Source organism: Albimonas marina, from assembly GCF_029223255.1.
GTDB lineage: Bacteria > Pseudomonadota > Alphaproteobacteria > Rhodobacterales > Rhodobacteraceae > Albimonas.
The window spans coordinates 220,278-243,863 of record NZ_JARHUC010000005.1; the positions used below are offsets into that span (position 1 = coordinate 220,278).

Annotated in this window: 22 protein-coding genes, 1 other RNA gene and 1 riboswitch; of the genes, 8 read left to right on the top strand and 15 right to left on the bottom strand. The window is 74.6% G+C overall.

Annotated elements, in window-relative coordinates; all coding sequences use genetic code 11:
* Positions 1 to 2: 2 nt before the first annotated feature.
* From ftsL to P2H44_RS15725, 5 genes are all read right to left on the bottom strand, one after another.
* Positions 3 to 524, bottom strand: a complete 522-nt coding sequence (gene ftsL / locus P2H44_RS15705; RefSeq protein ID WP_275764856.1) for a cell division protein FtsL — start codon at positions 522 to 524, stop codon at positions 3 to 5.
* A complete protein-coding gene (gene rsmH, locus P2H44_RS15710; RefSeq protein WP_275764858.1) occupies positions 521 to 1,612 on the bottom strand; it encodes a 16S rRNA (cytosine(1402)-N(4))-methyltransferase RsmH in 1,092 nt (363 codons plus the stop codon). Before rsmH ends, ftsL begins: the two co-directional genes overlap by 4 nt.
* A complete protein-coding gene (locus P2H44_RS15715) occupies positions 1,609 to 2,085 on the bottom strand; it encodes a division/cell wall cluster transcriptional repressor MraZ (protein ID WP_275764859.1) in 477 nt (158 codons plus the stop codon). Before P2H44_RS15715 ends, rsmH begins: the two co-directional genes overlap by 4 nt.
* 599 nt (positions 2,086 to 2,684) lie before the next feature.
* Positions 2,685 to 3,096, bottom strand: an RNA gene (gene rnpB / locus P2H44_RS15720) — RNase P RNA component class A.
* A gap of 71 nt (positions 3,097 to 3,167) precedes the next feature.
* A complete protein-coding gene (locus P2H44_RS15725) occupies positions 3,168 to 4,130 on the bottom strand; it encodes an N-acetylmuramoyl-L-alanine amidase (RefSeq protein ID WP_345799004.1) in 963 nt (320 codons plus the stop codon).
* Between the two features lie 84 nt (positions 4,131 to 4,214).
* Between P2H44_RS15725 and P2H44_RS15730 the strand changes: the two genes are divergently transcribed.
* Positions 4,215 to 4,844, top strand: coding sequence for a hypothetical protein (locus P2H44_RS15730; RefSeq protein WP_275764860.1), 630 nt, complete (start codon positions 4,215 to 4,217; stop codon positions 4,842 to 4,844).
* A gap of 221 nt (positions 4,845 to 5,065) precedes the next feature.
* Here the strand turns inward: P2H44_RS15730 and P2H44_RS15735 are convergent, their stop codons facing one another.
* Complete coding sequence (locus P2H44_RS15735; protein ID WP_275764862.1) at positions 5,066 to 6,472, bottom strand: pseudouridine synthase; 1,407 nt, start codon at positions 6,470 to 6,472, stop codon at positions 5,066 to 5,068.
* 158 nt (positions 6,473 to 6,630) lie between these two features.
* Between P2H44_RS15735 and P2H44_RS15740 the strand changes: the two genes are divergently transcribed.
* Positions 6,631 to 7,167 (top strand): GNAT family N-acetyltransferase, encoded by a 537-nt coding sequence (locus tag P2H44_RS15740; RefSeq protein ID WP_275764863.1) that lies wholly within the window; start codon positions 6,631 to 6,633, stop codon positions 7,165 to 7,167.
* Positions 7,164 to 7,637: a nucleoside deaminase gene (locus P2H44_RS15745; RefSeq protein WP_275764864.1), complete on the top strand. Its 474-nt coding sequence runs from the start codon at positions 7,164 to 7,166 to the stop codon at positions 7,635 to 7,637. Before P2H44_RS15740 ends, P2H44_RS15745 begins: the two co-directional genes overlap by 4 nt.
* Before the next feature lie 17 nt (positions 7,638 to 7,654).
* On the opposite strand, the gene P2H44_RS15750 is transcribed toward P2H44_RS15745, so the two are convergent.
* Both P2H44_RS15750 and P2H44_RS15755 read right to left on the bottom strand, forming a co-directional pair.
* Positions 7,655 to 7,975, bottom strand: coding sequence for a DMT family transporter (locus P2H44_RS15750; protein ID WP_275764866.1), 321 nt, complete (start codon positions 7,973 to 7,975; stop codon positions 7,655 to 7,657).
* 238 nt (positions 7,976 to 8,213) lie between these two features.
* Positions 8,214 to 8,897, bottom strand: a complete 684-nt coding sequence (locus P2H44_RS15755; RefSeq protein WP_275764867.1) for a metal-dependent hydrolase — start codon at positions 8,895 to 8,897, stop codon at positions 8,214 to 8,216.
* 353 nt (positions 8,898 to 9,250) lie between these two features.
* Between P2H44_RS15755 and P2H44_RS15760 the strand changes: the two genes are divergently transcribed.
* Genes P2H44_RS15760 through gatA form a run of 3 tightly spaced genes read left to right on the top strand, consistent with a single transcriptional unit; the run spans position 9,251 to position 11,864 of the window.
* Entirely contained in the window at positions 9,251 to 9,976 is a 726-nt protein-coding gene (locus P2H44_RS15760; RefSeq protein WP_275764868.1) for a hypothetical protein, read from the top strand.
* Between the two features lie 49 nt (positions 9,977 to 10,025).
* Positions 10,026 to 10,313, top strand: coding sequence for an Asp-tRNA(Asn)/Glu-tRNA(Gln) amidotransferase subunit GatC (gene gatC, locus P2H44_RS15765; RefSeq protein ID WP_275764870.1), 288 nt, complete (start codon positions 10,026 to 10,028; stop codon positions 10,311 to 10,313).
* 60 nt (positions 10,314 to 10,373) lie between these two features.
* Positions 10,374 to 11,864, top strand: a complete 1,491-nt coding sequence (gene gatA / locus P2H44_RS15770; RefSeq protein WP_275764872.1) for an Asp-tRNA(Asn)/Glu-tRNA(Gln) amidotransferase subunit GatA — start codon at positions 10,374 to 10,376, stop codon at positions 11,862 to 11,864.
* A gap of 268 nt (positions 11,865 to 12,132) precedes the next feature.
* Here the strand turns inward: gatA and P2H44_RS15775 are convergent, their stop codons facing one another.
* Positions 12,133 to 13,071: a molybdopterin guanine dinucleotide synthesis gene (locus P2H44_RS15775; RefSeq protein ID WP_275764873.1), complete on the bottom strand. Its 939-nt coding sequence runs from the start codon at positions 13,069 to 13,071 to the stop codon at positions 12,133 to 12,135.
* A 198-nt stretch (positions 13,072 to 13,269) separates the two neighbouring features.
* Here P2H44_RS15775 and P2H44_RS15780 point away from each other — a divergent pair, with 198 nt between their 5' ends.
* Together P2H44_RS15780 and P2H44_RS15785 are read left to right on the top strand one after the other, a co-directional pair.
* Positions 13,270 to 13,830 (top strand): hypothetical protein, encoded by a 561-nt coding sequence (locus tag P2H44_RS15780; RefSeq protein ID WP_275764874.1) that lies wholly within the window; start codon positions 13,270 to 13,272, stop codon positions 13,828 to 13,830.
* Between the two features lie 2 nt (positions 13,831 to 13,832).
* On the top strand, positions 13,833 to 14,699 hold the full coding sequence (locus P2H44_RS15785; RefSeq protein ID WP_275764875.1) for an HTD2 family dehydratase: 867 nt from the start codon (positions 13,833 to 13,835) through the stop codon (positions 14,697 to 14,699).
* Positions 14,700 to 14,724: 25 nt separating this feature from the next.
* Here P2H44_RS15785 and P2H44_RS15790 read toward each other — a convergent pair whose 3' ends face one another.
* The 6 genes from P2H44_RS15790 to P2H44_RS15815 form a co-directional block, all read right to left on the bottom strand.
* Entirely contained in the window at positions 14,725 to 15,354 is a 630-nt protein-coding gene (locus tag P2H44_RS15790; protein ID WP_275764876.1) for an HAD-IA family hydrolase, read from the bottom strand.
* Positions 15,355 to 15,886: 532 nt separating this feature from the next.
* Positions 15,887 to 18,733 (bottom strand): aminomethyl-transferring glycine dehydrogenase, encoded by a 2,847-nt coding sequence (gene gcvP / locus P2H44_RS15795; protein ID WP_275764877.1) that lies wholly within the window; start codon positions 18,731 to 18,733, stop codon positions 15,887 to 15,889.
* Positions 18,734 to 18,822: 89 nt separating this feature from the next.
* A complete protein-coding gene (gene gcvH / locus P2H44_RS15800; RefSeq protein ID WP_275764878.1) occupies positions 18,823 to 19,185 on the bottom strand; it encodes a glycine cleavage system protein GcvH in 363 nt (120 codons plus the stop codon).
* Between the two features lie 8 nt (positions 19,186 to 19,193).
* Positions 19,194 to 20,342, bottom strand: a complete 1,149-nt coding sequence (gcvT, locus tag P2H44_RS15805; protein WP_275764879.1) for a glycine cleavage system aminomethyltransferase GcvT — start codon at positions 20,340 to 20,342, stop codon at positions 19,194 to 19,196.
* Between the two features lie 135 nt (positions 20,343 to 20,477).
* Positions 20,478 to 20,584, bottom strand: a riboswitch (glycine riboswitch).
* Between the two features lie 59 nt (positions 20,585 to 20,643).
* The gene (locus P2H44_RS15810; RefSeq protein ID WP_275764880.1) at positions 20,644 to 21,477 is read right to left on the bottom strand and encodes a class I SAM-dependent methyltransferase; all 834 of its coding nucleotides are present in this window, start codon (positions 21,475 to 21,477) and stop codon (positions 20,644 to 20,646) included.
* 251 nt (positions 21,478 to 21,728) lie between these two features.
* Entirely contained in the window at positions 21,729 to 23,585 is a 1,857-nt protein-coding gene (locus P2H44_RS15815) for an ABC-F family ATP-binding cassette domain-containing protein (RefSeq protein WP_275764881.1), read from the bottom strand.
* Position 23,586 lies beyond the last annotated feature (1 nt).

Sequence of the window (23,586 nt, forward strand, 5' to 3'; positions counted from 1 at the left end):
GCTCAGCGTCGGACGGGGCGGGGCGGGGGCGGCGAGATGCCGAGCGCGACGGCGTCGGCGCCGGCGAGGGCGGCCAGCGTCACCGGCGTCTCGGCCGCGGCCAGCGCCGGGATCGCGGGCGGCGCGACCGAGGCGGCGGGCTCCGGCGCGGGCGCGGTCTCGAACGGGGCGGCGAGCGCGGCGATCAGCGGGGCGACCGCCGGCGCGGGCGCGGGGCCCGGCTCGCGCGGGGGGGGCGGCTGGAAGGCGACGGCGGCGGCCTCGGCGAACTGCAGGGGCGTCAGGGGGGCGAGGCCCAGCTCCTCGGCATGGGCGGCGACCAGGCGGTCGAGCCGCTCGGGCCGGTTCAGCCAGGCCCATTCGGCGTGCAGCACCGCGATCGCCTCGCGCTCGCGCGCGATCTGGGAATGCAGAGCCTCGACCTCGGAGGCGAGGTCCTGGGTGTCGTTGATCACGCGATAGGCCCAGATGGCCACCACGCAGACGAGCGCGAGGGCCGAGACGTAGAGAAGCGAGCGCATCATCGCCCGACCTCCTTGAGCGTGGCGACGGTCAGCCCGGGAAGGCCCAGGCCGCGGGGATCGAGGGGCGCGGCGGGCGCCTCGGTGCGCCGGCCGGCGCGCAGGCGCGCCGAGCGGGCGCGGGGATTGCGCGCGAGCTCCGCCTCGCCGGCCTCGACGGGGCGGCGGGAGAGCAGGTCGAAGCGGGGCGCGTCGGCCTCGGTCGCCGGCGCGTGGCGCGAGCCGCCGCCCCCCGCCCCGCCGGAGCGGGCGGCGAAGAAGCGCTTCACCACGCGATCCTCGAGCGAATGGAAGGTGACGACCGCGAGCACGCCGCCCGGCGCCAGCGCCCGCTCGGCGGCGGCCAGCGCGCGGGCGAGCTCGCCCAGCTCGTCGTTCACCGCGATGCGCAGCGCCTGAAAGGAGCGGGTGGCGGGATGCGGCTGGCCGGGCTTTGCGCGCGGCAGGCAGGCGGAGATGGTCTGCGCGAGCGCCAGCGTCGTGCGGATCGGTCCCGCCTCGCGCGCCGCGACGATGGCCCTGGCGATGCGGCGGGAGGCGCGCTCCTCGCCATACTGGAAAAGGATGTCGGCCAGCGCCGCCTCGGGCAGCGCGTTCACCAGGTCGGCGGCGGAGGGACCGTCGGCCTCCGTCCCCTCCATGCGCATGTCGAGCGGGCCGTCGCGCAGGAAGGAGAAGCCGCGCCCCGGCTCGTCGAGCTGCATGGAGCTGACGCCGATGTCGAGCACGACGCCGGCGAGCGGCGCGGCGCCGACGCTTTCGGCCAGCGCGTCGAGATCGCCGAAGCGGCCCTCGACCAGCGCCAGGCGCTCGCCGTAGGCGCCGGCCCAGGCCTGCGCGCGGGTCAGCGCCGAGGGGTCGCGGTCGACCGCGACCACCTTCGGCGCGCCGGCGTCGAGGATCGCGCGGGTGTAGCCCCCGTCGCCCAGCGTGCCGTCGAGGATCGCGCCGGGCGCGACCGCGGGATCGAGCGCGGCCAGCACCTCGGCCAGCAGCACCGGCAGGTGGCCTTGCCCGGGCGCCGAGGAGGGCGGCGGCGGCGCGATCGGCCCGCGGGGGCGGTCGGCGGGGAGCATCAGGGCGACGGTCACGGCGACGCCTCCGGCCCGTCCCAGGGCATGGCGGAGAGCGCGTCGAAGTCCTCGTCGTCGTCGAGCGGGGCGATCAGCTCGTCGTAGCGGGACTTCGACCAGATCTGGAAGCTGTCGCCGGTGCCCACGAAGGCCACGTCGCCGCCCAGGTCGAAGCGGTCGCGCATCTCCTTGGGCAGCACGATGCGGCCGTTGTCGTCGAGCTGCAGCGGCAGCGCGCGGCCCATCAGACGGTATTCCAGCTTGCGGCGGTTGGGATCGGAGGGGTGCATCCGCGAGACGGCGGCGGACATGCGCTGGTATTCATCGGGCGCGTAGCCCTCGACGCAGTTCTTGTCGCGGAAGCCGGGAACGAGCACGATGTTGCCCTCGGCGTTGCGCAGCTCGAGCGCTTTCCGCCACAGGGCCGGAATGGAGACACGACCCTTCGTGTCCACCTTGTTGAAGAAACTGGACGTGAACTGCTGCCACATGGGCCGCTTGTCCCCTCACGTCGGAAGGACAGCCCAAAAGGAAAAGCGGGCCGCGCTTGCCTGTCGCGCGGCCCGCCCCGTCGTCCCTCGGGTGTTCTTCCAGCTTCGCGCCGTCACTTTGGTGCGCCGTGTCACGCGCCGGTTGAGTACTTTGTTTTAGAGAGTTGCCTGTATGAACCTGCTTGCGGGCTCTTTGTTTGTTCTCTCTGCCTCTGGAAATTTTTCTAACATGGGATTCCATGGGCGGCAACGGGAAACTCACCCACCTCTCGCCACTTTGGGACCGATCCGTGACATCCGCAAAATCTGGTGCGCAATCGCCGTCCGGACGCCAGATATGGCCCTGAACGCGCTTTCCGGCCGTGGCGCCCAGGACACGCCGGGGGCCTCCGCCCCCTGAATTCCCGGGAATCTGGGCAGGTGTTCCATGATTTCCCCGGCCGGTGGGACGAATCCCCACGAGTCGGAGCGGCCCATTCCCACGATTTCCCGGAAACTGCGATTCGACGCGCGGCGGGGCCGAAGACGCGGGATTCGGCGCCCCAGGAGGGCCGAAACGCCCCCGAAGCCGCGGAACGCGGACCCCGGGGGCGGAGCTTGGCGGCGGACGGCCTGTAGGCCGGGTTCTGTCCGGGGTCCGAAGACCCCTGGGCGACCATTCATCTGGACCCGCGCTCGCGCGCGGGTTCTCGCGATCCACCACGGCCGAGGGGGCGGAGGCGACCCCCTGCGCGTCGATGCGCGCGATCGGCCCAACTTGATCTTGCTCCCGGCGGGGCTTGCCGTGCCGCCCCTGTCGCCAGGGGCGCGGTGGTCTCTTAAACCACCGTTTCACCCTTGCCGCTTCGTTCCCCCAACCAGGGGGGAGGTCCACGGCGGTCTGTTCTCTGTGGCGCTTTCCCTCGGGTTTCCCCGGCCGGGCGTTACCCGGCGCCGCGCCTCCGTGGAGCCCGGACCTTCCTCGGCCCCCTGGGTTTCCCCTTTGAGGACCGCGGTCGCCCGGCCATCCGCCGGGGGCGCTTATGGCGCCGCCGCGTCCGCCGCGCAAGCGCGCGCGAGGGGCGGGGCCGGGCGGGACCGCGCTATTCGGTGTCGAGGTCGAAGTCGGGGCCGAAGCCGTCGTCGTCGGGCGCCTCGTCGGGCCGCGGCGGCGCCACGTGGACCCGCCCCGACGGCCCCGGCGGCGCGTAGGAGGAGCGGCGCTCCCCGTCCGCCACCGGGAAGCGCCCGGCCATCTCGGCCACCCGGGCGGCGAGGCGGGGGCTGGCGGGGGCGCCGGTCTCGTCGGGGGCGAAGCGCATCTGCAGGGCGCGGACCAGGTCGGCGAAGCCCTCGGCCGTCTCCTCCCAGCGGTAGCCGAGCTTCAGGGCGTGGACGCCCAGCAGGGTCTCGGGCGGCAAAGCGGGGGCGGGGACGGGCGCCTCGGCGTCGGACCAGATGGCGTGGCCGGCGCGCGCGAGGCGGGCCCAGGGGAACTTCTCGCCCGGGTCGATCTTGCGCCCCACCGCCACGTCGGAATGGCCCAGCACCCGCGCCGGCGGGATCGCCCAGCGCAGGCGGACGGCGAACAGCAGCCGCTCCAGCGCCTCGATCTGCGCCTCGGGGAACGGCGGCAGGCCCGCCTCGGGGCCGGGGTTGGCGAGCTCGATCCCGATGGAGTGGGAGTTCACGTCCTCCACCGGCCCCCAGGCCGAGACGCCGGCATGCCAGGCGCGGCGCATCTCCGAGACCAGGCGGAAGGTCCCGCCGGTCTCGTCGATCAGGTAGTGGGCCGAGACCTCCGCGGCCGGGTTGCACAGCCGCGCGAGCGCGAGGGCGGCCGAGCTCATGTTGGTGTAGTGGATCACCACCATGTTGGGCGCGGCCACGCCCCGGCGCGGACCGTGGTTGGGGGAGGCGATCTCGACGATCTCGGGCGGGGTCGGGGCGCGGCGCAGGGGCGCGCGCGGGCTCCCCGCGGCGGGGGCCTCGTCCTCGCGCCCCGGGCGGGTCGCGGGTCGGTCGTCGTCGCGCCCCGGCTCGTCCGGGCGGTCGTGATCCATCATCGGGCGGTCTTTTCGCGATGGCGCGCGGCAGGCATGATCGGCTCCGGTTCCCCCGAGGGGGGAGAACATCACCGGGGCGCCCCGATGTCGAGACCGCTCGAGAACCGCGTCGATCCGTCCGGCGAGATCCGGGCGGTTCGCGCGCGCGGCACGCTGATGGGCAACCGCGGCGGGCGCATCCACCTGGCGGCGGATCCCGAGACGGGCGAGGGCCCACGGCTGGGGCGCCGGCGGTGGGCCTCGCGCCAGTGGATCTGCTGCGTGCTGTCCTTCAAGGGCCGACGGCGGCAGGTGATGGGGCCGGGGTACACGGAGCTGTTCTTCCTCGACGAGGCCACCGCGCTCGCCGCCGGGCACCGCCCCTGCTTCGAGTGCCGCCGCGCCGAGGCGCTGGCCTTCGCCGAGGCCTGGGCCGACGCGCACGCCCTGCCCGCGCGGCCCCGCGCCCCCGAGGTGGACGCAATCCTGCACCCCCAGCGCCTCGGCCCGCGCCGGCGCGCCGAGGCCCGCGCGCTGCCCGACGGCGCGATGCTGCGGCTGGAAGAGGGCCCGGCCCTGAAGCTCGCCGACGCCGCCCTGCCCTGGGGATGGGAGGGCTACGCAGCCCCCGTTCCCCTGCCCCGCGGCGAGGTCGAGACGCTGACGCCCCCCGCGATCCTAGGCGTGCTCGCGGCCGGCTGGCGTCCCCGCCTGCATCCCTCCGCCGGCGCCTGAGCGCCGCGCATCTCCCGCAAGGCGCGCGCGCCTCCAGCCCGGACGCAGGCGCCTGCGGGCGGGCTTGGGCGGATGGGGGGACATCCAGGGCGGGCGGCCGAGCGGCGCCCCCGCTCAAGCGAAGCGCGTCCGCGCCCGGCGCGCCGGGGTGGGCGGGCGGGAGGCGTGCCGGGCGCGGGCGCGCCCTCGCCGGCCGCGCGCCGCGCTCGCCGCCGCCGCGATCAGCCGCGGCGGGGCTTGGAGGGACGGCCGGAAGGCCCGCCGCGCGACGGACCCTCGCCGCGCGGCCCGCGGCCGGAAGGACCGTCGCCGCGCGGGCCGCGGCCGGAGGAACCCTCGCTGCGCGGACCGCGGCCGGAGGGACCGTCCCCGCGCGGATCGCGCGGCGTGGGGCCGTCGCCGCGGGGCGGGCGGCCGAAGGGGCTTTCGCCGCGGGAACCGCGGCCGGAGGCGGCCTCGCCGCGCGGGGCGCGGGCGGGGGCGGCGCCGGGCTTGCCGGAGGACGGCTTGTCAGCGCGGGGCTTGCCCTGTCCCGGCTTGCCCTGGCCCGGCTTGCCCGCTCCGGGCTTGCGGCCGGCCGGCTCCTCGGCCCGGCGGGGCGCAGGGCGCGGGCCCTTCGCGCGCGGGGCGCCCTCGTCGGGGGCGGGGCGAGCGGCGCGGGGCTCGGGGCGCTCGACCTCGGCCGCGGGCAGGCCCAGCTGGTCGCGCAGGACCTTGGGGCGGATCTCCTCGACCTCGCCGGCCGGCAGGTCGCCCAGCAGGAACGGGCCGTAGCTGACTCGGATCAGGCGGGAGACATCGAACCCCACCGCCGACAGCGCGCGGCGCACCTCGCGGTTGCGGCCCTCGCGCAGGCCGACGGTCAGCCAGGCGTTCGCGCCTTGCTGGCGGTCGAGCGTCACGGTCATCGGCTGGAAGCGCTCGCCGTCGACCTCGACGCCGCGGCGCAGCGGCTCCAGCGCCTTGTCGTCAGGGGTCCCGTGCACCCGCACGCGATACTTGCGCAGCCAGCCGGTCGAGGGCAGCTCCAGCCGGCGCTTCAGGTCGCCGTCGTTGGTCAGCAGCAGCAGACCCTCGGAGTTCAGGTCCAGCCGCCCCACCGTCATCACCCGCGGCAGGTCCGCCGGCAGCCGGTCGAAGACCGTGGCGCGGCCCTTCTCGTCCGCCTCCGAGGTCACCAGGCCCGAGGGCTTGTGATAGCGCCACATCCGCGGCGGCTCGGCGTCGGGCAGCGCGGCGCCGTCGAGCTCGACCTTGTCGCCGGGCTCGACGTTGAAGGCGGGGGTGTCGACGGGTTTGCCGTTCACCCGCACGCGACCCGCGAGGATGATCTCCTCGGCCATGCGGCGCGAGGCGACGCCGGCGCGGGCGAGGCGGCGGGCGAGCCGCTCGGTCCGCGGGCCGCTGGGGGCCTCGGGCGCGTTGGCGCCGCCGCGGGCCTTGGCCGCGCCGCCCTTGCCGCCGGGCCGCTTGTCGCCCGCGGCCTTGGCGCCCTTGGGCGCGGTCTTGCCCGCGCCCTCCCGCGCGGCGCCGGGCGCGGGGTCGCCGGCGCCCTTCCGCGAGATGAAGGTACGCGCGGGGCCGCCGCGGCGCGGACGCTCGGAGTCGCTGTCGGAATCGCTGGTCATCGCCGGCTTATCGCAGCGGATGCGGCCGGACGGAAGCGGCATCCGCAGGGCGAGGCGCAGGGATCGCGCGCAACCCGGCCCGCCGGGGCCCGCCCGCGTCCCCTTCGCCCCGCGCAAGCCGCTGGCCGCGGGCGCCGGGGCTTGCGATAACGGCGGGCATGAACACCCTGCGCACCCAGCGGCTGGAGGGGCGGCCGATCCGCCCGCGCGACGCGAGCTTCGCGGCCGCGCTCTTCGGGCGCGAGGAGGTCGGGCGCTGGACGGGCGAGGGCGATCCCTGGACACGCGCCGTCGCCGCCCAGCGCGCCCGCGCCTTCGCCGCCCACTGGACCGCCCACGGCTTCGGCCTGCGCCTGTGGCGCGACGCGCGCGGCCCCGCCGGGGTCGCGGGCCTGCAGTTCTGCGTGCTGGAGGGGGCGGCGGCGATCGAGGCCTCCTTCGCCTTCGCGCCCGAGCGCTGGGGGGAGGGGCTGGCGACCGAGGCGATGCGCGCCTCCCTCGCCGAGGCGCAGGCGATCTGCGCCGAGGTCCAGGCCGTGGTGCGCGAGGGCAACGCCCCCGCCGTCGCCGTGCTGCGCCGGCTGGGCTTCGTCGAGCGCGCCTCGACCCTGCGCGGCCTGCGCCGCTTCGCCCGGCCCACGGCGGGCGCGGGCCTCGCCCCGCCCCGCTCCGCCGCCGGGGGGCGCGGGGCATGAGGGCGGCGCCCTCCCCCTTCGCGAGCCGCATGGCCGAGGCGCTGGCGCAGGCCCGCGCCGCCGCCGCGCGCGGCGAGACGCCGGTGGGTGCGGTGCTGGTCGAGCGCGCGACGGGCCGGATCCGGGCGCTCGCCGGGAACCGGGTGCGGGAGCTGCACGACCCCACCGCCCATGCCGAGATCCTCGCGATCCGCGCGGCCTGCGCGGCGCTCGGCTCCGAACGCCTGCCCGGGCACGACCTGTGGGTGACGCTGGAGCCCTGCGCGATGTGCGCCGCCGCCATCGCCGGGGCGCGCATCGACCGGGTCTATTTCGGCGCCCCCGATCCCAAGTCCGGCGGGGTCGAGCACGGGGCCCGGGTCTTCGACCACCCCCAGGCCCACCACCGCCCCGAGGTCTACGGCCATATAGCCGAGGCCGAGAGCGCCGCGCTGCTGCGCGCCTTCTTCGCCGAGCGCCGCAGGGACTGAGCGGCGCGCGGCGCTCGTCAGGACCCCGCCGAGGCCTTCATCAGCACGACGCCGGCCAGGATCAGCACGGCGGCGAGCCCGCGCAGCAGGCTCGGCGCCTCGCCGCCCAGCGCCAGGCCGGCCAGCACCGCGCCCAGGGCGCCGATGCCGGTCCAGACCGGGTAGGCCACGCCCAGCGGCAGCGCGCGCATCGCCTGCGCCAGAAGCGCGAGGCTGCCCAGCAGCGCCGCGCCCGCGACCAGGCTGGGCGCGAGACGCGTCAGCCCGTGGGACTGCTTGAGGGCGACGGCCCAGACGATTTCGAGAAGGCCGGCGGCGACCAGAAGGACCCAGTGCATGGGCTGCTCCCAACCGCCGGGTCGTCCCGGCGGATCAGGAGAAATCAGGCGGTCGTCCGCCGGCCCGGCATCTGGGACCCCGGCCCGCGAGGGGCAAGGCCGCGTGCCCAGATATCCCGCCCAGGCGACCGTTGGTCGCCGTCCCCCGTCCCGATGCCGCGCCCGGAAACGCGGAAGGGCCGCGCGGGGATCTCCCGCGCGGCCCTTCGCCCGTCGCCGCCCCGGGGGCGGCGCTCGATCAGAGCTCGATCGCCTTCATCACCTCGGGCTCGACCACGTCGACGCCCGGCAGGCCCGCCGCAAGCTCCTTCGCGTCCTGCGCGAGCAGGGGGAAGGTCTTGTAGTGGCAGGGGATCACGGTCTTGAACTTGAAGAACTTCTTGGCCGCGTAGGCGGCGCGCTTCATGTCCATGGTGAAGTGGCCGCCGCAGGACAGGATGCCGATGTCCGGCTTGTGCAGGTCCTGGTAGACGCCCATGTCGGCCATCACGTCGGTGTCGCCGGAGAAGTAGATCGTCTTCCCCTCGCCCGAGATCATGAACCCCGCCTCGGTGCCCGCGTAGCCCAGCCCCGCCATCGAGGACGAGTGGCGCGCGCCCACCAGCGTCACCGAGACCTCGCCCAGCGAGACGGTGCCGCCCAGGTTGAAGCCCACGGTCTCGAGCCCCTCCTTCTCGGCCAGGTGGCCGACCAGCTCGAAGATGCCCACCACCTTGGCGCCGGTCTTCTTGGCGACCTCGACCGAGTCGTTGGTGTGGTCGAAATGGCCGTGGCTGAGCAGGATGGCGGTGGCGCCCTTGGTGGCCGCGTCGGCGTTGGCCTCGTCGAACATCGGGTTGCCGTGCAGCCACGGGTCGATCAGCAGGACCTGGTCCGCGATCTCGATGCGGAAGCCGGAATGCCCCAGCCAGGTGATCTTCATCGTCAACTCCTCCTCGCCTGTGGCGCCGTCGCGCGGCCCGGGGGCCGGCCGGCGCGGGCCTGAGTCTTGCCGCAGGCCGGGCCGGGAATAAAGGGGCGCCCGGCGGTCCGCGGGGCGGGACGCCGTCCCGCGTCCGCCCGCGTGCGGACGCCCTAGCGGGGCCGTCGGCGCCGCCCGCGGGCGGCCGTGCTGGGGGCGCCCGCGACGCGGGGCGCCGTGGCCGGGATGCCGCGCCGCCTGGCGGGAACGAAGCCGTGAAGGCTCAACCGGTTGAAACGTCCGCACCTTTGGTGGACAACCCCGGGGCCAGCCCCAGCTTCCCGGCTGACCGCGACGAAGGAGGAGAGGCGCGGATGACCGATTGGACGGCCGCGATCGACGCCTATTGCGAGCGTTTGGACCCCGGATTCTGGGCCGAGCCGCTGAACGCGGTCTCGAACCTGGCCTTCGTCCTGGCCGCGGCCGCGTGCTGGATCGTCGCCCGCCGCGAGGGGCGCGACGACGACTGGGCGGTGCGGGCGCTGTGCGGCGTGCTGACCGCCATCGGCATCGGATCGTTCCTGTTCCACACGCTCGCCAACCGCTGGTCGGCGGTCGCGGACGTGGTTCCGATCCTGCTCTTCATCCTGCTCTACCTGCACCTGACCGTGGTGCGCTACCTGCGGCTGCCGGTCTGGGCGGGGATCCTCAAGGCGCTGCTCTACGTGCCGGTGGCCTACGCGCTGACCGCCTGGCTGACGCCGGCGCTGGGGTCGCTGAACGGCTCGATCAGCTACGTGCCCACCTTCCTGGTGATGGTCGGCTTCGCCACGCTGCTGGGCCTGCTCGCGCATCCCGCCTGGAAGGGCGTGGCGACGGCGGCGGTCCTGCTGGCGGCCTCGCTGACCGCGCGCACGCTCGATGCGCAGGGCGGGGCTGTGTGCGAGGCCTTTCCGGCGGGCACCCACTGGGCCTGGCACCTGCTGAACGGGACCCTGCTGGGCGTGCTGATCTTCACCTTCGTGCGCCATGGCGAGGCGCATGCCCCCGAGGGCGCCGAGGATGCGGGCCGGGTTGCGCGGAACGGGGCGGCGGGCTAAGCGGGGGCCGAGAAATCCCCGCCTGAAAACCTCCGACGGAGCCCGTTCCATGTCCATCGACAAGGCCACCGCCGCCCGCGTCGCCCACCTCGCCCGTATCCGGGTGAAGGAGGAGGACCTCGACACGCTCGCGGCCGAGCTCTCGGGCATCCTGGGCTGGGTCGAGCAGCTGGGCGAAGTGGACGTCGAGGGGGTCGAGCCGATGACCTCGGTCACCCCCATGGCCCTGCGCCGGCGCGAGGACGCGGTGACCGACGGCGGCATCCGCGAGAAGGTGCTGGCCAACGCCCCCGCCACCCGCGAGGGCTTCTTCGCCGTTCCCAAGGTGGTGGAGTGAGCCGCGTCCCCCGCTGACGCGCCCCCGACCCCTGCCCGCCCTGATCGCCCGAGAGACCGCATGTCCGACCTGACCCGCCTGACCATCGCCGAGGCCCGCGCCAAGCTCCGCGCGAAGGAGATCACCTCGGCCGAGCTGACCGAGGCCTGCCTCTCGGCCGTCGACGCCGCCGACGCCCTGAACGCGGTCAGCGCCAAGACCCCCGAGAAGGCCCGCGAGATGGCCGCCGCCGCCGACGCGCGCCTGGCCGCCGAGGGCGAGGCCGCGCCCTCGCTCTGCGGCATCCCGCTGGGCATCAAGGACCTGTTCTGCACCGAGGGCGTGGCCTCGCAGGCCGCCTCGAACATCCTCGAGGGCTTCAAGCCGACCTACGAATCCACCGTCACCTCCCGCCTGTGGGAGCGCGGCGCGGTGATGGTCGGCAAGCTGAACATGGACGAGTTCGCCATGGGCTCGTCGAACGAGACCTCCTGCTACGGCCCGGCGGTGAACCCGTGGCGGGCGCAGGGCTCGAACCGCGACCTGACGCCGGGCGGCTCCTCGGGCGGCTCGGCCTCGGCGGTGGCGGCGGACCTGTGCCTGGGCGCGACCGGGACCGACACCGGCGGCTCGATCCGCCAGCCCGCGGCCTTCACCGGCATCGTGGGCGTGAAGCCGACCTACGGGCGCTGCTCGCGCTGGGGGATCGTGGCCTTCGCCTCCTCGCTCGACCAGGCGGGGCCGATGGCCAAGACCGTGCGCGACGCGGCGATCATGCTCGAGGGCATGGCCGGCTTCGATCCGAAGGACTCGACCTCCGCCCAGCTCGCCGTGCCCGACTTCGAGGCGGCGCTGACCGGCGACATCCGCGGCAAGACCATCGGCATTCCCAAGGAATACCGGATGGAGGGGATGCCCGCCGAGATCGACGCCCTGTGGGAGCAGGGGGCCGAGATGCTGCGCGACGCCGGCGCGAAGACGGTGGAGATCAGCCTCCCCCACACGAAATACGCCCTGCCCGCCTACTACGTGATCGCGCCGGCGGAGGCGTCCTCGAACCTCGCGCGCTACGACGGCGTGCGCTACGGGCACCGCGCGCCGCTGGCCTCGGCCGACGGGATCGTCGACCTCTACGAGAAGTCGCGCGCCGAGGGCTTCGGCGCCGAGGTGCAGCGCCGGGTTATGATCGGCGCCTACGTGCTGTCGGCGGGCTATTACGACGCCTATTACCTGCGCGCCCAGAAGGTCCGCACCCTGATCAAGCGCGACTTCGAGCAGGCGTTCGAGACGGTGGACGCGATCCTGACCCCGGCCACCCCCTCGCCCGCCTTCGGCATCGGCGAGATGGCGGACGCGGACCCGGTGAAGATGTATCTCAACGACGTCTTCACGGTGACGGTGAACCTCGCGGGCCTTCCCGGCGCCGCGGTGCCGACGGGCCTCTCGCCCAGCGGCCTGCCGCTGGGCCTGCAGATCATCGGCAAGCCCTGGGGCGAGGCCGAGATGCTCGACATCGCCTATGCGCTGGAGCGCTCCGCCGGCTTCACCGCGCGGCCCGACCGCTGGTGGTGAGGGCGCGCCGGACCTGATCCGGCCGCCGCCCTGCCCTTCGCCGCCGCCGCCGGCTGCGGCGCCCAGGCTCGAAGAGAAATGCTCCAGGCGCTCCCGTCCCCGCGGGGGCGCCTTTCTCTTGCAGCCACTCCAGCGCCTCCCAGCCTGGCGTCCGAGGTTCGCGCCAACGCCCTCCGCCGCCCGCTGACCCGCTCCCCGGCCGCGCCCCCGGCCCCTCGCCGGCGCGGGCGGGCGGGCGGGGCGCCGGCGGGGGGCCGGGGGCGCGGGGTCAGGGCGACCGTCGGGCCAGCGCGTCGAGCCGTTCGCGCTGGTCGACTCCCAGGATCCAGGCCTCCTCGGTCGCGGCGAGGCGCAGGTCCGTCTCGTCCAGCCCCTGCGGAGGGCCGAAGGCCGCCGCCAGACCGCCCTCGGCGTCCAGCCGCGAATAGGCCTCGGCCAGCACCCGCACCTGCGCGCGGTCGAGGATCTCCCCCGCCTCCCGCCGCGCGGCCACGGCGGGGGAGAGCATCGAGGGCCAGATCTCGGCCAGAACCACCGGCGCGGTCGGCGCGGCGAAGCCGGCGTCGAAGGGCCAGGCCTGCACCCGGCCCGCGAAGCGCCGGCGCAGGCGGGCCAGCACCGGCAGGCCCAGCAGCACCTGGCTGCCGACCGAGCCGGTGGTGAACAGCTTCCACACCGGCTGGGCGCGGGTCATCGTCCGCTCCACCCGCCGCCGCTTGGGCGGGTGCGCCTCCCGCTCCGTCCGCGCGCGGCCCCGCTCGGGCACGCCCGCGTGGGGCGCGCGGGCCGGCCGGCCCCAGAACGGGCCCACGCCGGGCCACAGCGCGTTCAGCGCCTCGGCCACGGCGAAGCGGTTCGAGCGGTTGTCGGGCCCGTCCTCGACCATCGCCTCCAGCCTCTCCCACAGCGCGAGGGCCGAGGGGCGCCCGGCGATGCGCGCCGCGACGCCAGGCGGGTAGCCGAAGGGGAAGTCGAAGCCGATCAGCAGGCGACGGCCGGCGGCGAGCTCGGCCTCGATCGTCTCGCCCAGCGCCGCCTCGGCCCCGCGGCGGGTGCGGTGGTAGACCGGGTCCTCGGCCCGGCCGTCGCGGGCGAGCGCGGTCCAGATCGCGTCCTTCGTCTCCCGCCGGGGGGAGGGCGCGTTGGCGGCCGACCAGTCGACCATCGCCACCGCGTCGAACATCCCGGCGCCCGCCGCCTTCGTCATGCCGCCGCTCCCCTTTTTCCGGCCCGCGGTTTTCTTAGCACCCGATGAACGTCCCGTCGCTTCCCCGCCCCGCAGGCGTCTTCCGCGCCCGCTCGTCCGCCCGGGCGCCTTGACCCGACCTCGCCCGACGGTCTTATAGCGAACAGGGAATACGACGCTTCCACCCCCGGTGGAGCGCAATCTTGGGGAGGTTTCCGGATGTCCTACCTGCGCCCGCTCGCGGCCGCGATCGCCCTGCTGGCAGGGCCGGCCTGGGCCGACGACGTCGAAGACAGCCTGACGGCCGCGCTGGAGGCCTACCGCGCCGGCGACTACGTCACCGCCAAGGACGAGGCCGAGTTCGCCGTCACCCTGCTGGGGCAGATGAAGGCCCAGGACCTGGGCGGCTTCCTGCCCGCGCCGCCCGAGGGCTGGACGCGCGAGGAGGACGGCGACCAGGCCACGGCCAGCCAGATGTTCGGCGGCGGGCTGGTCTCGGCCGCGACCTACACCGACGGGACCGACGACGTGACCGTCACCTTCGCCGCCGACAGCCCGATGGTCACCGCGATGTCGGCGATGTTCGGCAACGCGGCGGCGATGGGCGCGATGGGCAAGGTGATGCGGGTGGGCAAGCACCGCGCCATCGTCACCCCCGACGGCGAGATCCAGTCCCTGATCGACCGCCGGATCCTGGTGTCGATCTCGGGCTCCGCCCCCGCCGAAACCAAGCAGGTCTTCTTCGAAGCGATCGACCTGGACGCCCTGGCCGAGTTCTGAGGATGGCGAGCGAGACCCCTTCTCCCGCTCCCGCCCGTCCTCCGATCCCCGACAGCGCGGGCGAGCCGCGCCTCCAGCGCGCGACCATCGCGCCCTGGCGCGTGGCCGCCCTGCACGCCGCCCTCGGCCGCGACGGCCCGCCCCCGGCGGAGGGCGAGCCGCTGCCGCCGATGTGGCATTCCCCCTTCTTCCCCGACCTCGCCGGCCCCGCGGAGCTGGGCAAGGACGGCGACCCCCGTCCCGGCGGCTTCCTGCCCGACACCGGCCTGCCCCGGCGGATGCGCGCGGGCGGGCGGCTGGAGGCCTTCGCCCCGATCCCCGTGGGGGCGGAGGTGGAGCGCGTCTCGGTCCTGCAGAACGTGGCGATCAAGCAGGGCGGCTCGGGGACGCTCGCGATCATCACCGTGCGCCACGAGCTGTTCCTGGGCGAGACCCTGGCGCTGCGCGAGGAGGAGGACCTGGTCCACCGCCCCGCCTGGACCCCCGGCGACCCGCCCCGCGGCGAGGCCCCCCGCAAGGACGAGCGCCCCGCCTTCCGCCGGGAGATCGCCACCGACCCGGTGCTGCTGTTCCGCTATTCGGCGCTGGCCTTCAACGGCCACCGCATCCACTACGACCACCCCTATGCAACAAAAATCGAAGGCTTTCCCGAGCGGGTGGTGCAGGGTCCGATGATGGCCCAGATCCTCGCGGACCTGCTGCGCGACGAGACCGGCAGGCGGCCGCGGACCTTCGAGTATCGGGCCGTCTCGCCGGCCTTCTGCGGCCAGGTGCTGACCGCCTGCGGGCGGACGCTGGGGGCGAAGGCGGACCTGTGGCTGCTCGACCCCGAAGGGCGCCTGGTGATGGAGGCGCGGGTCCTCGCCTGAGGACGCCGCGCCCGGGCCGGTAGGCTCAGACCGGCAGGCCCTCGGCGCGCAGCGCGGCGGCGAGGCTGCCCGCCCCCTCGAAGAGATGCGTGCGCCAGCCGCGTGCGGCGGCGGCCTCGACGTTGGCGGCCTTGTCGTCGGTGAAGAACAGGTCCGCGCCCGAGAGGCCGAGGCGCGTCTCGACGAGGGCGTAGATCTCCGGCTCCGGCTTGAGCGTCCCCTCGCGGCCCGAGACCACCTCGACGTCGAACCCGGTCAGGAGGGGATAGCGCCGCTGCGCGATCAACCAGGTGTCGCGCGCGAAATTGGTGAGCGCGGCCAGGGGGATGCCGGCCGCCTTGAGGGCCTGGAACAGCTCCGGCGAGCCGGGGATCTCGGGGCCGAACATCTCCTCCCACCGCTCCCGCCAGGCGCGCACGAGGGGGGCGTCGGCGGGGTGGCGGGCGGCGGCGGCCTCGGTCGCCTCGGCGAGGTCGCCGCGGTCGCCCTCGAGGTTGAAGGCCGCGAAGTCGACGCGCGCGAACAGCGCCGCGCGCTCGGCCGCGTCGGGGACCAGCCGCTCGTAGACCCGGCCGGGCTGCCAGTCGACCAGGACGTTTCCGACGTCGAAGACGACGGCGCGGGGGGCTCGGGGGGCGCGGGGGGGCTGGGTCATGGTGTTCCCGGGCGTTGCGGCGCCGGAGGAGGACCCGGCGCGCGGACCATGCCCCGCCCCTCGCCGCCCGCGCAAGCGCGCCGATCCGCGCCCCCCGAAGGACCTGAAACCGCGTGCACGGAACGTGCAGACGCCTGTGCAGACACGCGTCCCGAAATGGCGCAATCGCCGCCGCCGGCGCACCGAGCCGGCGCCGACCCATGACTCAGCCTGTGCCGAAGACCGTCCGCAGAGGGGACGCCCGGTCGCGGACGGGAGGCGAGTCGGGTCGCGGGTCAAGGCTCGCGCAGCGACCCCGCGCCAGCGGGGCTCGGCCTTGAGGCGCGGCCCGACTCGGCCAGCACGCTCGCCAGAGGCCGGCCCTGCCGGCCGTCTCAGCAAATCGCGAAGACCTCCCCGGAAGCCCCACCGCCGAGGTCGCCGCGACGCCGCCCCCGGGAGACGGCGCCCAGGGGCGCGACGCCGGTTCCGCGCCGCGGGCGGAGGGCCGGCGACGGGCGCGGGGCCCGACGCGGCGCCTCCGCGCGGGGGATCACTCCGCCGCTTCGGCGTAGCTGTCCATCGGCGGGCAGGTGCAGACCAGGTTGCGGTCGCCGAAGACGTTGTCGACCCGGTTCACCGGCGGCCAGTACTTGTCCACCCGGAAGGCGCCCGGGGGGAAGCAGGCCTGCTCGCGCGAGTAGGGGCGATCCCACTCGCCGACCAGGTCCTCGACCGTGTGGGGCGCGCCCTTGAGGGGGTTGTTCTCCCGGTCAAGCTCGCCGTCCTCGATCGCCTGGGCCTCGGCGCGGATGGCGAGCATCGCGTCGCAGAAGCGGTCGAGCTCGGCCTTGGGCTCGGACTCGGTGGGCTCGACCATCAGGCAGCCGGCGACGGGGAAGGACATGGTCGGCGCGTGGAAGCCGCAGTCGACCAGCCGCTTGGCGACGTCGTCCACCGAGACCCCGGCCGAGTCCGCGAGGGGACGGGTGTCGAGGATCAGCTCGTGGGCCACGTGGCCGCCCTTGCCGGCGTAGAGGATCTTGTAGTCGGCCTGCAGGCGGGCGGCGATGTAGTTGGCGTTCAGGATCGCCACCTTGGTCGCCTGGGTCAGGCCTTCGCCGCCCATCATCAGGATGTAGGCCCAGGAGATCGGCAGGATCGAGGCCGAGCCCCACTCGGCCCCCGCCACCGCGCCCTCGCCCGTGACCGGGTCGCCGGGCAGGAAGGGCGCGAGGTGGGCCTTCACCCCGATCGGGCCCATGCCGGGGCCGCCGCCGCCGTGGGGGATGCAGAAGGTCTTGTGCAGGTTCATGTGGCTCACGTCCGAGCCGATGTCCCCCGGCCGGGCGATGCCGACCATGGCGTTGAGGTTGGCGCCGTCCATGTAGACCTGGCCGCCGGCCTCGTGGGTGATCTCGCAGACCTCGCGCACCGTCTCCTCGAAGACGCCGTGGGTCGAGGGGTAGGTGATCATGCAGGCGGCGACGCGGCCCTCGTATTTCGCGGCCTGGGCGCGGAAGTCGTCGACGTCGATGTCGCCGTTCGCCCGCGCCTTCACCGGCACGACCTTGTAGCCGACCATCTGGGCGGTGGCGGGGTTGGTGCCGTGGGCGGAGGTGGGGATCAGGCACACGTCGCGCGCCCCCTCCCCGCGGGAGAGGTGCCAGCGCCGGATGGTCATCAGGCCCGCGTATTCGCCCTGCGCGCCGGAGTTGGGCTGCATCGAGACGGCGTCGTAGCCGGTGATCGCGCAGAGCTTGTCGGAGAGGTCGGCCACCATCTCGGCGTAGCCCAGCCGCTGGTCGGCGGGGGCGAAGGGGTGGATGCCGGCGAACTCGGGCCAGGTGACCGGCATCATCTCGGCCGTGGCGTTGAGCTTCATGGTGCACGAGCCCAGCGGGATCATGGCGCGGTCGAGCGCCAGATCCCGGTCGGCGAGACGACGCATGTAGCGGGTCATCTCGGCCTCGGCCCGGTTCATGTGGAAGACCGGGTGGGTCAGGTAGTCGGTCTCGCGCAGCAGCTCGGCGGGCAGGCGCGGCTCGGGCGACGGCCCTTCCAGCGCCATGGCGCCGCCGAAGGCGCGCCAGACGGCCTCGATCTCGGCGGGGCGGGTCATCTCGTCGAGCGACATCGCGATGCGGTCGTGACCCACGGCGCGCAGGTTCACGCCCTCGGCGAGCGCCGCGCGCATGATCACGCCCTGGAAGGGGCCCGTCTCGACGCAGAGCGTGTCGAAGAAGGCGGCGGGGCCGACCTTGAAGCCGAGGCGTTCGAGCCCCTCGGCCATGCGCACGGCCTTCTCGTGGACCCGCTGGGCGATGGCCTTCAGGCCCTGGGGGCCGTGGAAGACGGCGTACATCGAGGCCATCACCGCCAGCAGCGCCTGGGCGGTGCAGACGTTGGAGGTCGCCTTCTCGCGCCGGATGTGCTGCTCGCGCGTCTGGAGGGCGAGGCGGTAGGCGCGGTTGCCCCGCGCGTCGACCGAGACGCCGACGAGGCGGCCGGGCATGGCGCGCTTGTGGGCGTCGGCGCAGGCCATGTAGGCCGCGTGCGGCCCGCCCGCGCCCATCGGCACGCCGAAGCGCTGGGTGGAGCCGACGGCGACGTCGGCGCCCATCTCGCCCGGCGACTTCAGCAGCGTCAGCGCCAGGATGTCGGCGGCGACGATGGCGAGCGCCTTGGTCTCATGGAGCTTTTCGACGAGGGGGGTGAAGTCGCGCACCTCGCCCTCGGCGCCGGGATACTGGAAGAGGGCGCCGAAGACGGCGGCGGGGTCGAGGTCGGCGAAGGGGTCGCCCACGATCACCTCGATGCCCAGCGGCTCGGCGCGGGTCTTCACCACGTTGATGGTCTGGGGGAAGCAGGCGGCGTCGACGAAGAAGGCGGCGGCCTTGGACTTCGACTGGCGGCGCGCCAGGGCCATCGCCTCGGCGGCCGCGGTCGGCTCGTCCAGCAGCGAGGCGTTGGCGACGTCCATGCCGGTGAGGTCCGAGACCATGGTCTGGAAGTTCAGCAGCGCCTCGAGCCGGCCCTGGGAGATCTCGGGCTGGTAGGGGGTGTAGGCCGTGTACCAGGCGGGGTTTTCCAGGATGTTGCGCTGGATGCAGGGGGGCGTGACGGTGCCGTAGTGGCCCAGGCCGATCATCGAGACCATGACCCGGTTCTTCTCGGCCGTGCGGCGCAGCTTCCACAGCACCTCGCGCTCCGACAGCGGCGCGCCGAAGACCAGCGGCGCGTCCTGGCGGATGCCCTGGGGGACGGTGGCGTCGATCAGCGCATCAAGGCTCTCGACCCCGATGGTCTTCAGCATCTCCTCCATCTCGGCCGGCGAGGGGCCGATGTGGCGGCGGTTGGCGAAGTCGTAGGGGTCGTAGTCGGTGAAGGCGAAGGGCATGGGAGCTCCCTGCCGGCGGGCGCCGGCGCGGCTGGGGGAAGGCTGAGGGGAGAGGGCGGGGCCGGCGCGGGGGCGCGCCGGCCGGGGCTTCACTCGATGAAGGCCTTGTACTCGTCCTCGTCCATGAACTCGTCGAGCGCGCCCGCGTCGGCGATCTTCATCTTGAAGAACCAGCCCGCGCCCGAGGGATCCTCGTTCACCAGGGCGGGGTTCTCGACGATCTTGTCGTTGATCTCGACGATCTCGCCGTCCACGGGGGCGGCGATGTCGGAGGCGGCCTTGACCGACTCGATGGTCGCGACCTCGGCGCCCGAGGCGACCTCGTCGCCCACTTCGGGCAGCTCGATGAACACGATGTCGCCCAGCTGCTCGGCGGCGTGCTCGGTGATGCCGACGGTGACGATGTCGCCGTCGAGGTCGAGCCACTCGTGCTCTTCGGTGTACTTGGTCATCGCGGTCCTCAGCGCTTGTACCGGTGGGGGACGAAAGGCAGTTCGGCGACCTGCGCGGGCAGGCGCTTGCCGCGGACCTCGCCGAAGAGGCGGGTTCCGGGGGCGGAGAGCGCGGCGGGCACGTAGGCCATCGCCATGGGGCCGCCCAGCGTCGGGCCGAAGGCGCCCGAGACGACGGTTCCCACGGGCTCGGCCGCGTCCTCGGCGGCGAAGATCGGGGTGGGGGCGCGCATCGGGGCGCGGCCCTCGGGCAGCAGGCCCACCCGCAGGCGGGCGGGGCCGGAGGCGAGCTCCGAGAGGATCCGCTCGGCGCCGGGGAAGCCGCCCGCGCGGGCGCCGCCGGCGCGCCGGATCTTCTGGATGGCCCAGGCGAGGCCCGCCTCGATCGGCGAGGTCGTCTCGTCGATGTCCGAGCCGTAGAGGCAGAGGCCGGCTTCCAGGCGCAGGCTGTCGCGGGCGCCGAGGCCCGCGGGGGCGACGCCCGGCTGCTCGAGCAGCGCTTCGGCCACGCCCACGGCGCGGTCGGCGGGGAGCGAGATCTCGAACCCGTCCTCGCCGGTGTAGCCGGAGCGGGAGACGAGGCAGGGCACGCCCGCGAGCGCGGTCTCGGCCACGTCCATGAAGCGCATCGGCCCGACCGCGGCGCCGAGCGCGGTCATCGCCGCCTCGGCCTTCGGGCCCTGCAGGGCGATCAGGGCGCGGTCGTCGAGCGTCTCCAGCTCGCAGACGTCGGAGAGGTGCGCCTCGAGGTGCGCGAAGTCGTGGTCGCGCCGGGCGGCGTTGACCACCACGAAGAGCGCGTCGCCCAGGTTCGCGAACATGAAGTCGTCGAGGATGCCGCCGTCCGGCGAGGTGAACAGGCCGTAGCGCTGGCGGCCCTCGGCGAGGCCCGCGACGGAGACGGGGGCGAGACGCTCCAGCGCCAGCATCGCGTCCTCGAGCTTGCCGGACTTCGGGCGCAGGAAGGCCTGGCCCATGTGCGAGACGTCGAACAGCGCCGCCGCCTCGCGCGCGGCGGCATGCTCGCGCAGGATCCCGGAGGGGTACTGGATCGGCAGCGCCCAGCCCGCGAAAGGCGCCATGCGCGCCTTGAGGCTTTCATGCAGGTCGAAAAGCGGCGTCGGCCGCGCCCCGTCCAGTCCGATATCGTCCGCCATGGAGCCCCCTTGTGACCGATGCGGCGTCGCCGCCGGCGAATCGTTTCGCCGGGCGTGGCGCCCCCGCTGTCCTTTCGCCTGAGATCGCTATCCCTTCGGCGGACGCCTCTCGGCGTCTCTCTCCAGCGTTTCGCGTCGACCCCGCCGGTCCTTTCGCCTGAGAGTTTCCGGGGCGGTTGCTCCTTCGGCCCCGGCGGCCGTTCCTTGCGGTTCGGGTCGCCGGCGTCTCCCAACGGGTCGATTTCAGGTTAGACGCGGCCGCGGAGGGACGCAAGCGGCAGATGCTGCGGCGCGGGATGGTTCAGGCGCGGGCGAGCACCATCACGGCGGGAAGCGGCAGGGCGAAGGGGGCGGAGGGGTCGACGCCGTTCGCCAGCGCCCAGTCGCGCACGCCCGTCTCGAACGCGGCCTCGACGGCGGGGCGGGCGGCAGGGGGCTGCGCCTCGATCAGCATGCCGATGCGCACGGCGCCCTCGCGCATGATCTCGAAGAATTCGCCGGGACGGGCGAGGGGCATGCGCACGTCTAGCGGGGTCAGGCTCACGTCGTGGAAGCCGGCGGCGGTCAGCAGCGCCTCGGCCGTCGCCGGGTCGGCGAAGCGGTGGAAGTCGGGGGCGGGGGGCAGCGCGACCGAGGGGTCGCCCTTCGCCAGCGCCCCCGCGATCACCTCGAAGCCGGGGGAGGCGCCGGCCGGGGCCCAGACGGTGAAGGCGAACGGGGCGCCGGGGCGCAGGACGCGGCGCAGCTCGGCCAGCGCCCGGTCCTGGTCGGGGATGTGCATCAGGCCGAAGCCGCAGGTGGCGGCGTCGAAGCTCGCGTCGGCGAAGGGCATCGCCTGGGCGTCGCCCTCGACGAAGGTGGCGCCGGGGACGCGCGTCCGGGCCTGGGCGAGCATGGCGGCGGAGAAGTCGAGGCCGGTGACCCGGGCCCCCTGCTCGACCAGCACGGCCGAGACCGGCCCCGGCCCGCAGCACAGGTCGAGCACCGCGCGCCCCGGGGCGGCGGTCACGGCGGCGGCGAGGGAGGGCGCGGCCTGGGCGGTGGCGGCGGCGAAGCGCGCGCCGTAGCTGCCCGCGATGTCGGCGTCGCCCCAGCCCTCGCGCTCGAGCCGCGCGAATTCGGCGTAGTCGGTCATCAGGCTCTCCCCCCCGGCGGTGCTGGGTCCGCGGGGGAGGAGCCTAGCATGGCTCGGGGCGGGAGGGGTCGGGAATCGGGCCCCGGCCCCGGGCGCGGGGACGGCGGGCCCCGGCCCGCCGCCGCCCGAGGGCCGCGCGCCCGCGCGGACCGAGACGAGCGAATGCCCGCGGACCGCGGGCGCCGCCGGATCGCGGGCGCGCGGGGCCGGGCGGGAGGCCGCGGATCAGGCGGGGGGTCAGGCGGGGGCGCTCAGCCCTCGATCTCCTCGCGCAGGGCTTCGAGCTCCAGCCACTCGTCCTCGGCGGCGGCGAGCGCCGACTGGCGCTGCTCCAGCGCGGCGGTGGCCTTGGCGAACTTGTCGGGCGACTTCGCGAAGAGCTCGGGGTCGGCGAGCAGCCCCTCGAGCTTGGCGATGTCCGCGCCGAGCCGGTCGATCTCGCCCGGCAGGTCGTCGAGGCGCTTGGCCTGCTTGAAGGACATTTTTCGCGCGCCGCCCGCGGGCTTCGGGGCGGGGGCCTTTGCGGCCGGGGCGGGCGCGGGGGCCTTGGGCGCCTTCGCGGGCTCGGACGCGGCGTCGGTCAGGCCGTGGATCGGGGGGGCGCCGCGCTGGGCGATCATGTCCGTCCAGCCGCCGGCGTAGACCGTGGCGCGGCCGTCGCCCTCCATCACCACCGTCGTTCCCGCCACGCGGTCGAGGAAGTCGCGGTCGTGGCTGACCAGCAGGACGGTGCCGTCGTAGTCGTCCAGCAGCTCCTGCAGCAGGTCCAGCGTCTCGACGTCGAGGTCGTTGGTGGGCTCGTCGAGGATCAGCAGGTTCGACTCGCGCGCCATGATGCGGGCCAGCAGCAGCCGCGCCCGCTCGCCGCCCGACAGCGCCTTCACCGGGCCGCGGGCCTGGCGCTCGTCGAAGAGGAATTCCTTGAGGTAGCCGACCACGTGCTTGGGCCGGCCGCGGACCATCACCTGGTCGGAGTTGCCCGAGACCGCCATGTCGGGGTCGTGGGTCAGCGTCTCCCACAGGCTCCGCTCGGGGTCGAGGGCGCTGCGGGCCTGGTCGAAGATCGCCGGCAGCAGGTTGGTGCCCAGCAGGATCTTGCCGGAGTCGGGCTGGATCTCGCCGGTCAGGAGCTTGATGAGCGTGGTCTTGCCGGCGCCGTTGGGGCCGACGAACGCGACGCGGTCGCCGCGCTGCACCTTGATCGAGAAGTCGCGCACGATGGTGCGCGCGCCGTAGGCCTTGGCGATGCCCTCGGCCTCGACCACCCGCTTGCCGGAGGGCGCGGCGCTTTCCAGCGCCATGGCGGCGGTGCCGGTGCGCATCCGCTGGCCGGAGCGCTCGGCCTTCATGTCCTGGAGGCGGCGCACCCGGCCCATGTTGCGCTTGCGCCGGGCCGAGATGCCCTCGACCGCCCAGACGCTTTCGGACTTGATGAGGCGGTCGAGCTTGTGGCGCTGCTGCTCCTCCTCCTCGAAGATCTTGTCGCGCCAGTCCTCGAAGGCCTCGAAGCCGCGCTCCAGCCGGCGGACCTGGCCGCGGTCGACCCACAGGATCTGGCGGGTGAGGGCGCGCAGGAAGGCGCGGTCGTGGGAGACGAGGACGAAGGCCGCGCGGGTCTGCTTGAGCCGCTCCTCCAGCCAGGCGATGGCGGCGATGTCGAGGTGGTTGGTGGGCTCGTCCAGCAGCAGGAGATCGGGCTCGAGCGCCAGCACCCGGGCGAGCGCGGCGCGGCGACGCTCGCCGCCCGAGGCGGCGGCGGGGTCCTGCCCGGCGGGGACCTTGAGCCCCTCCATCGCCATCTCGGCGCGCCAGGTCTCGGCTTCGTCGAGCGGCTCGGCCACGTAGTCGCCCAGCGTCGCGAAGCCCGCGAAGTCGGGGTCCTGCGGCAGGTAGCCGACCGAGGCGCCGGGGCGCACGAAGCGCTCGCCCGCGTCGGGTTCGGTCAGGGCGGCCATCACCTTCATCAGCGTGGACTTGCCCGAGCCGTTGCGCCCCACCAGGCAGATGCGATCCCCCGGCTGGACGGCGCAGGAGAGGTCGGCGAACAGCGGCTCGCCCCCGAAACCGAGGGAAATGCCGGAGAGCGTGAGGATGGGAGGTTCGGCCATG

Bases quoted from the DNA above. Each gene is read 5' to 3' on its own strand.
- ftsL (WP_275764856.1), bottom strand. From the start codon at position 524: ATGATGCGCTCGCTTCTCTACGTCTCGGCCCTCGCGCTCGTCTGCGTG.
- P2H44_RS15715 (WP_275764859.1), bottom strand. From the start codon at position 2,085: ATGTGGCAGCAGTTCACGTCCAGTTTCTTCAACAAGGTGGACACGAAG.
- P2H44_RS15725 (WP_345799004.1), bottom strand. From the start codon at position 4,130: ATGATGGATCACGACCGCCCGGACGAGCCGGGGCGCGACGACGACCGA.
- P2H44_RS15730 (WP_275764860.1), top strand. From the start codon at position 4,215: ATGTCGAGACCGCTCGAGAACCGCGTCGATCCGTCCGGCGAGATCCGG.
- P2H44_RS15735 (WP_275764862.1), bottom strand. From the start codon at position 6,472: ATGACCAGCGATTCCGACAGCGACTCCGAGCGTCCGCGCCGCGGCGGC.
- P2H44_RS15740 (WP_275764863.1), top strand. From the start codon at position 6,631: ATGAACACCCTGCGCACCCAGCGGCTGGAGGGGCGGCCGATCCGCCCG.
- P2H44_RS15745 (WP_275764864.1), top strand. From the start codon at position 7,164: ATGAGGGCGGCGCCCTCCCCCTTCGCGAGCCGCATGGCCGAGGCGCTG.
- P2H44_RS15750 (WP_275764866.1), bottom strand. From the start codon at position 7,975: ATGCACTGGGTCCTTCTGGTCGCCGCCGGCCTTCTCGAAATCGTCTGG.
- P2H44_RS15755 (WP_275764867.1), bottom strand. From the start codon at position 8,897: ATGAAGATCACCTGGCTGGGGCATTCCGGCTTCCGCATCGAGATCGCG.
- P2H44_RS15760 (WP_275764868.1), top strand. From the start codon at position 9,251: ATGACCGATTGGACGGCCGCGATCGACGCCTATTGCGAGCGTTTGGAC.
- gatC (WP_275764870.1), top strand. From the start codon at position 10,026: ATGTCCATCGACAAGGCCACCGCCGCCCGCGTCGCCCACCTCGCCCGT.
- gatA (WP_275764872.1), top strand. From the start codon at position 10,374: ATGTCCGACCTGACCCGCCTGACCATCGCCGAGGCCCGCGCCAAGCTC.
- P2H44_RS15775 (WP_275764873.1), bottom strand. From the start codon at position 13,071: ATGACGAAGGCGGCGGGCGCCGGGATGTTCGACGCGGTGGCGATGGTC.
- P2H44_RS15780 (WP_275764874.1), top strand. From the start codon at position 13,270: ATGTCCTACCTGCGCCCGCTCGCGGCCGCGATCGCCCTGCTGGCAGGG.
- P2H44_RS15785 (WP_275764875.1), top strand. From the start codon at position 13,833: ATGGCGAGCGAGACCCCTTCTCCCGCTCCCGCCCGTCCTCCGATCCCC.
- P2H44_RS15790 (WP_275764876.1), bottom strand. From the start codon at position 15,354: ATGACCCAGCCCCCCCGCGCCCCCCGAGCCCCCCGCGCCGTCGTCTTC.
- gcvP (WP_275764877.1), bottom strand. From the start codon at position 18,733: ATGCCCTTCGCCTTCACCGACTACGACCCCTACGACTTCGCCAACCGC.
- gcvH (WP_275764878.1), bottom strand. From the start codon at position 19,185: ATGACCAAGTACACCGAAGAGCACGAGTGGCTCGACCTCGACGGCGAC.
- gcvT (WP_275764879.1), bottom strand. From the start codon at position 20,342: ATGGCGGACGATATCGGACTGGACGGGGCGCGGCCGACGCCGCTTTTC.
- P2H44_RS15810 (WP_275764880.1), bottom strand. From the start codon at position 21,477: ATGACCGACTACGCCGAATTCGCGCGGCTCGAGCGCGAGGGCTGGGGC.
- P2H44_RS15815 (WP_275764881.1), bottom strand. From the start codon at position 23,585: ATGGCCGAACCTCCCATCCTCACGCTCTCCGGCATTTCCCTCGGTTTC.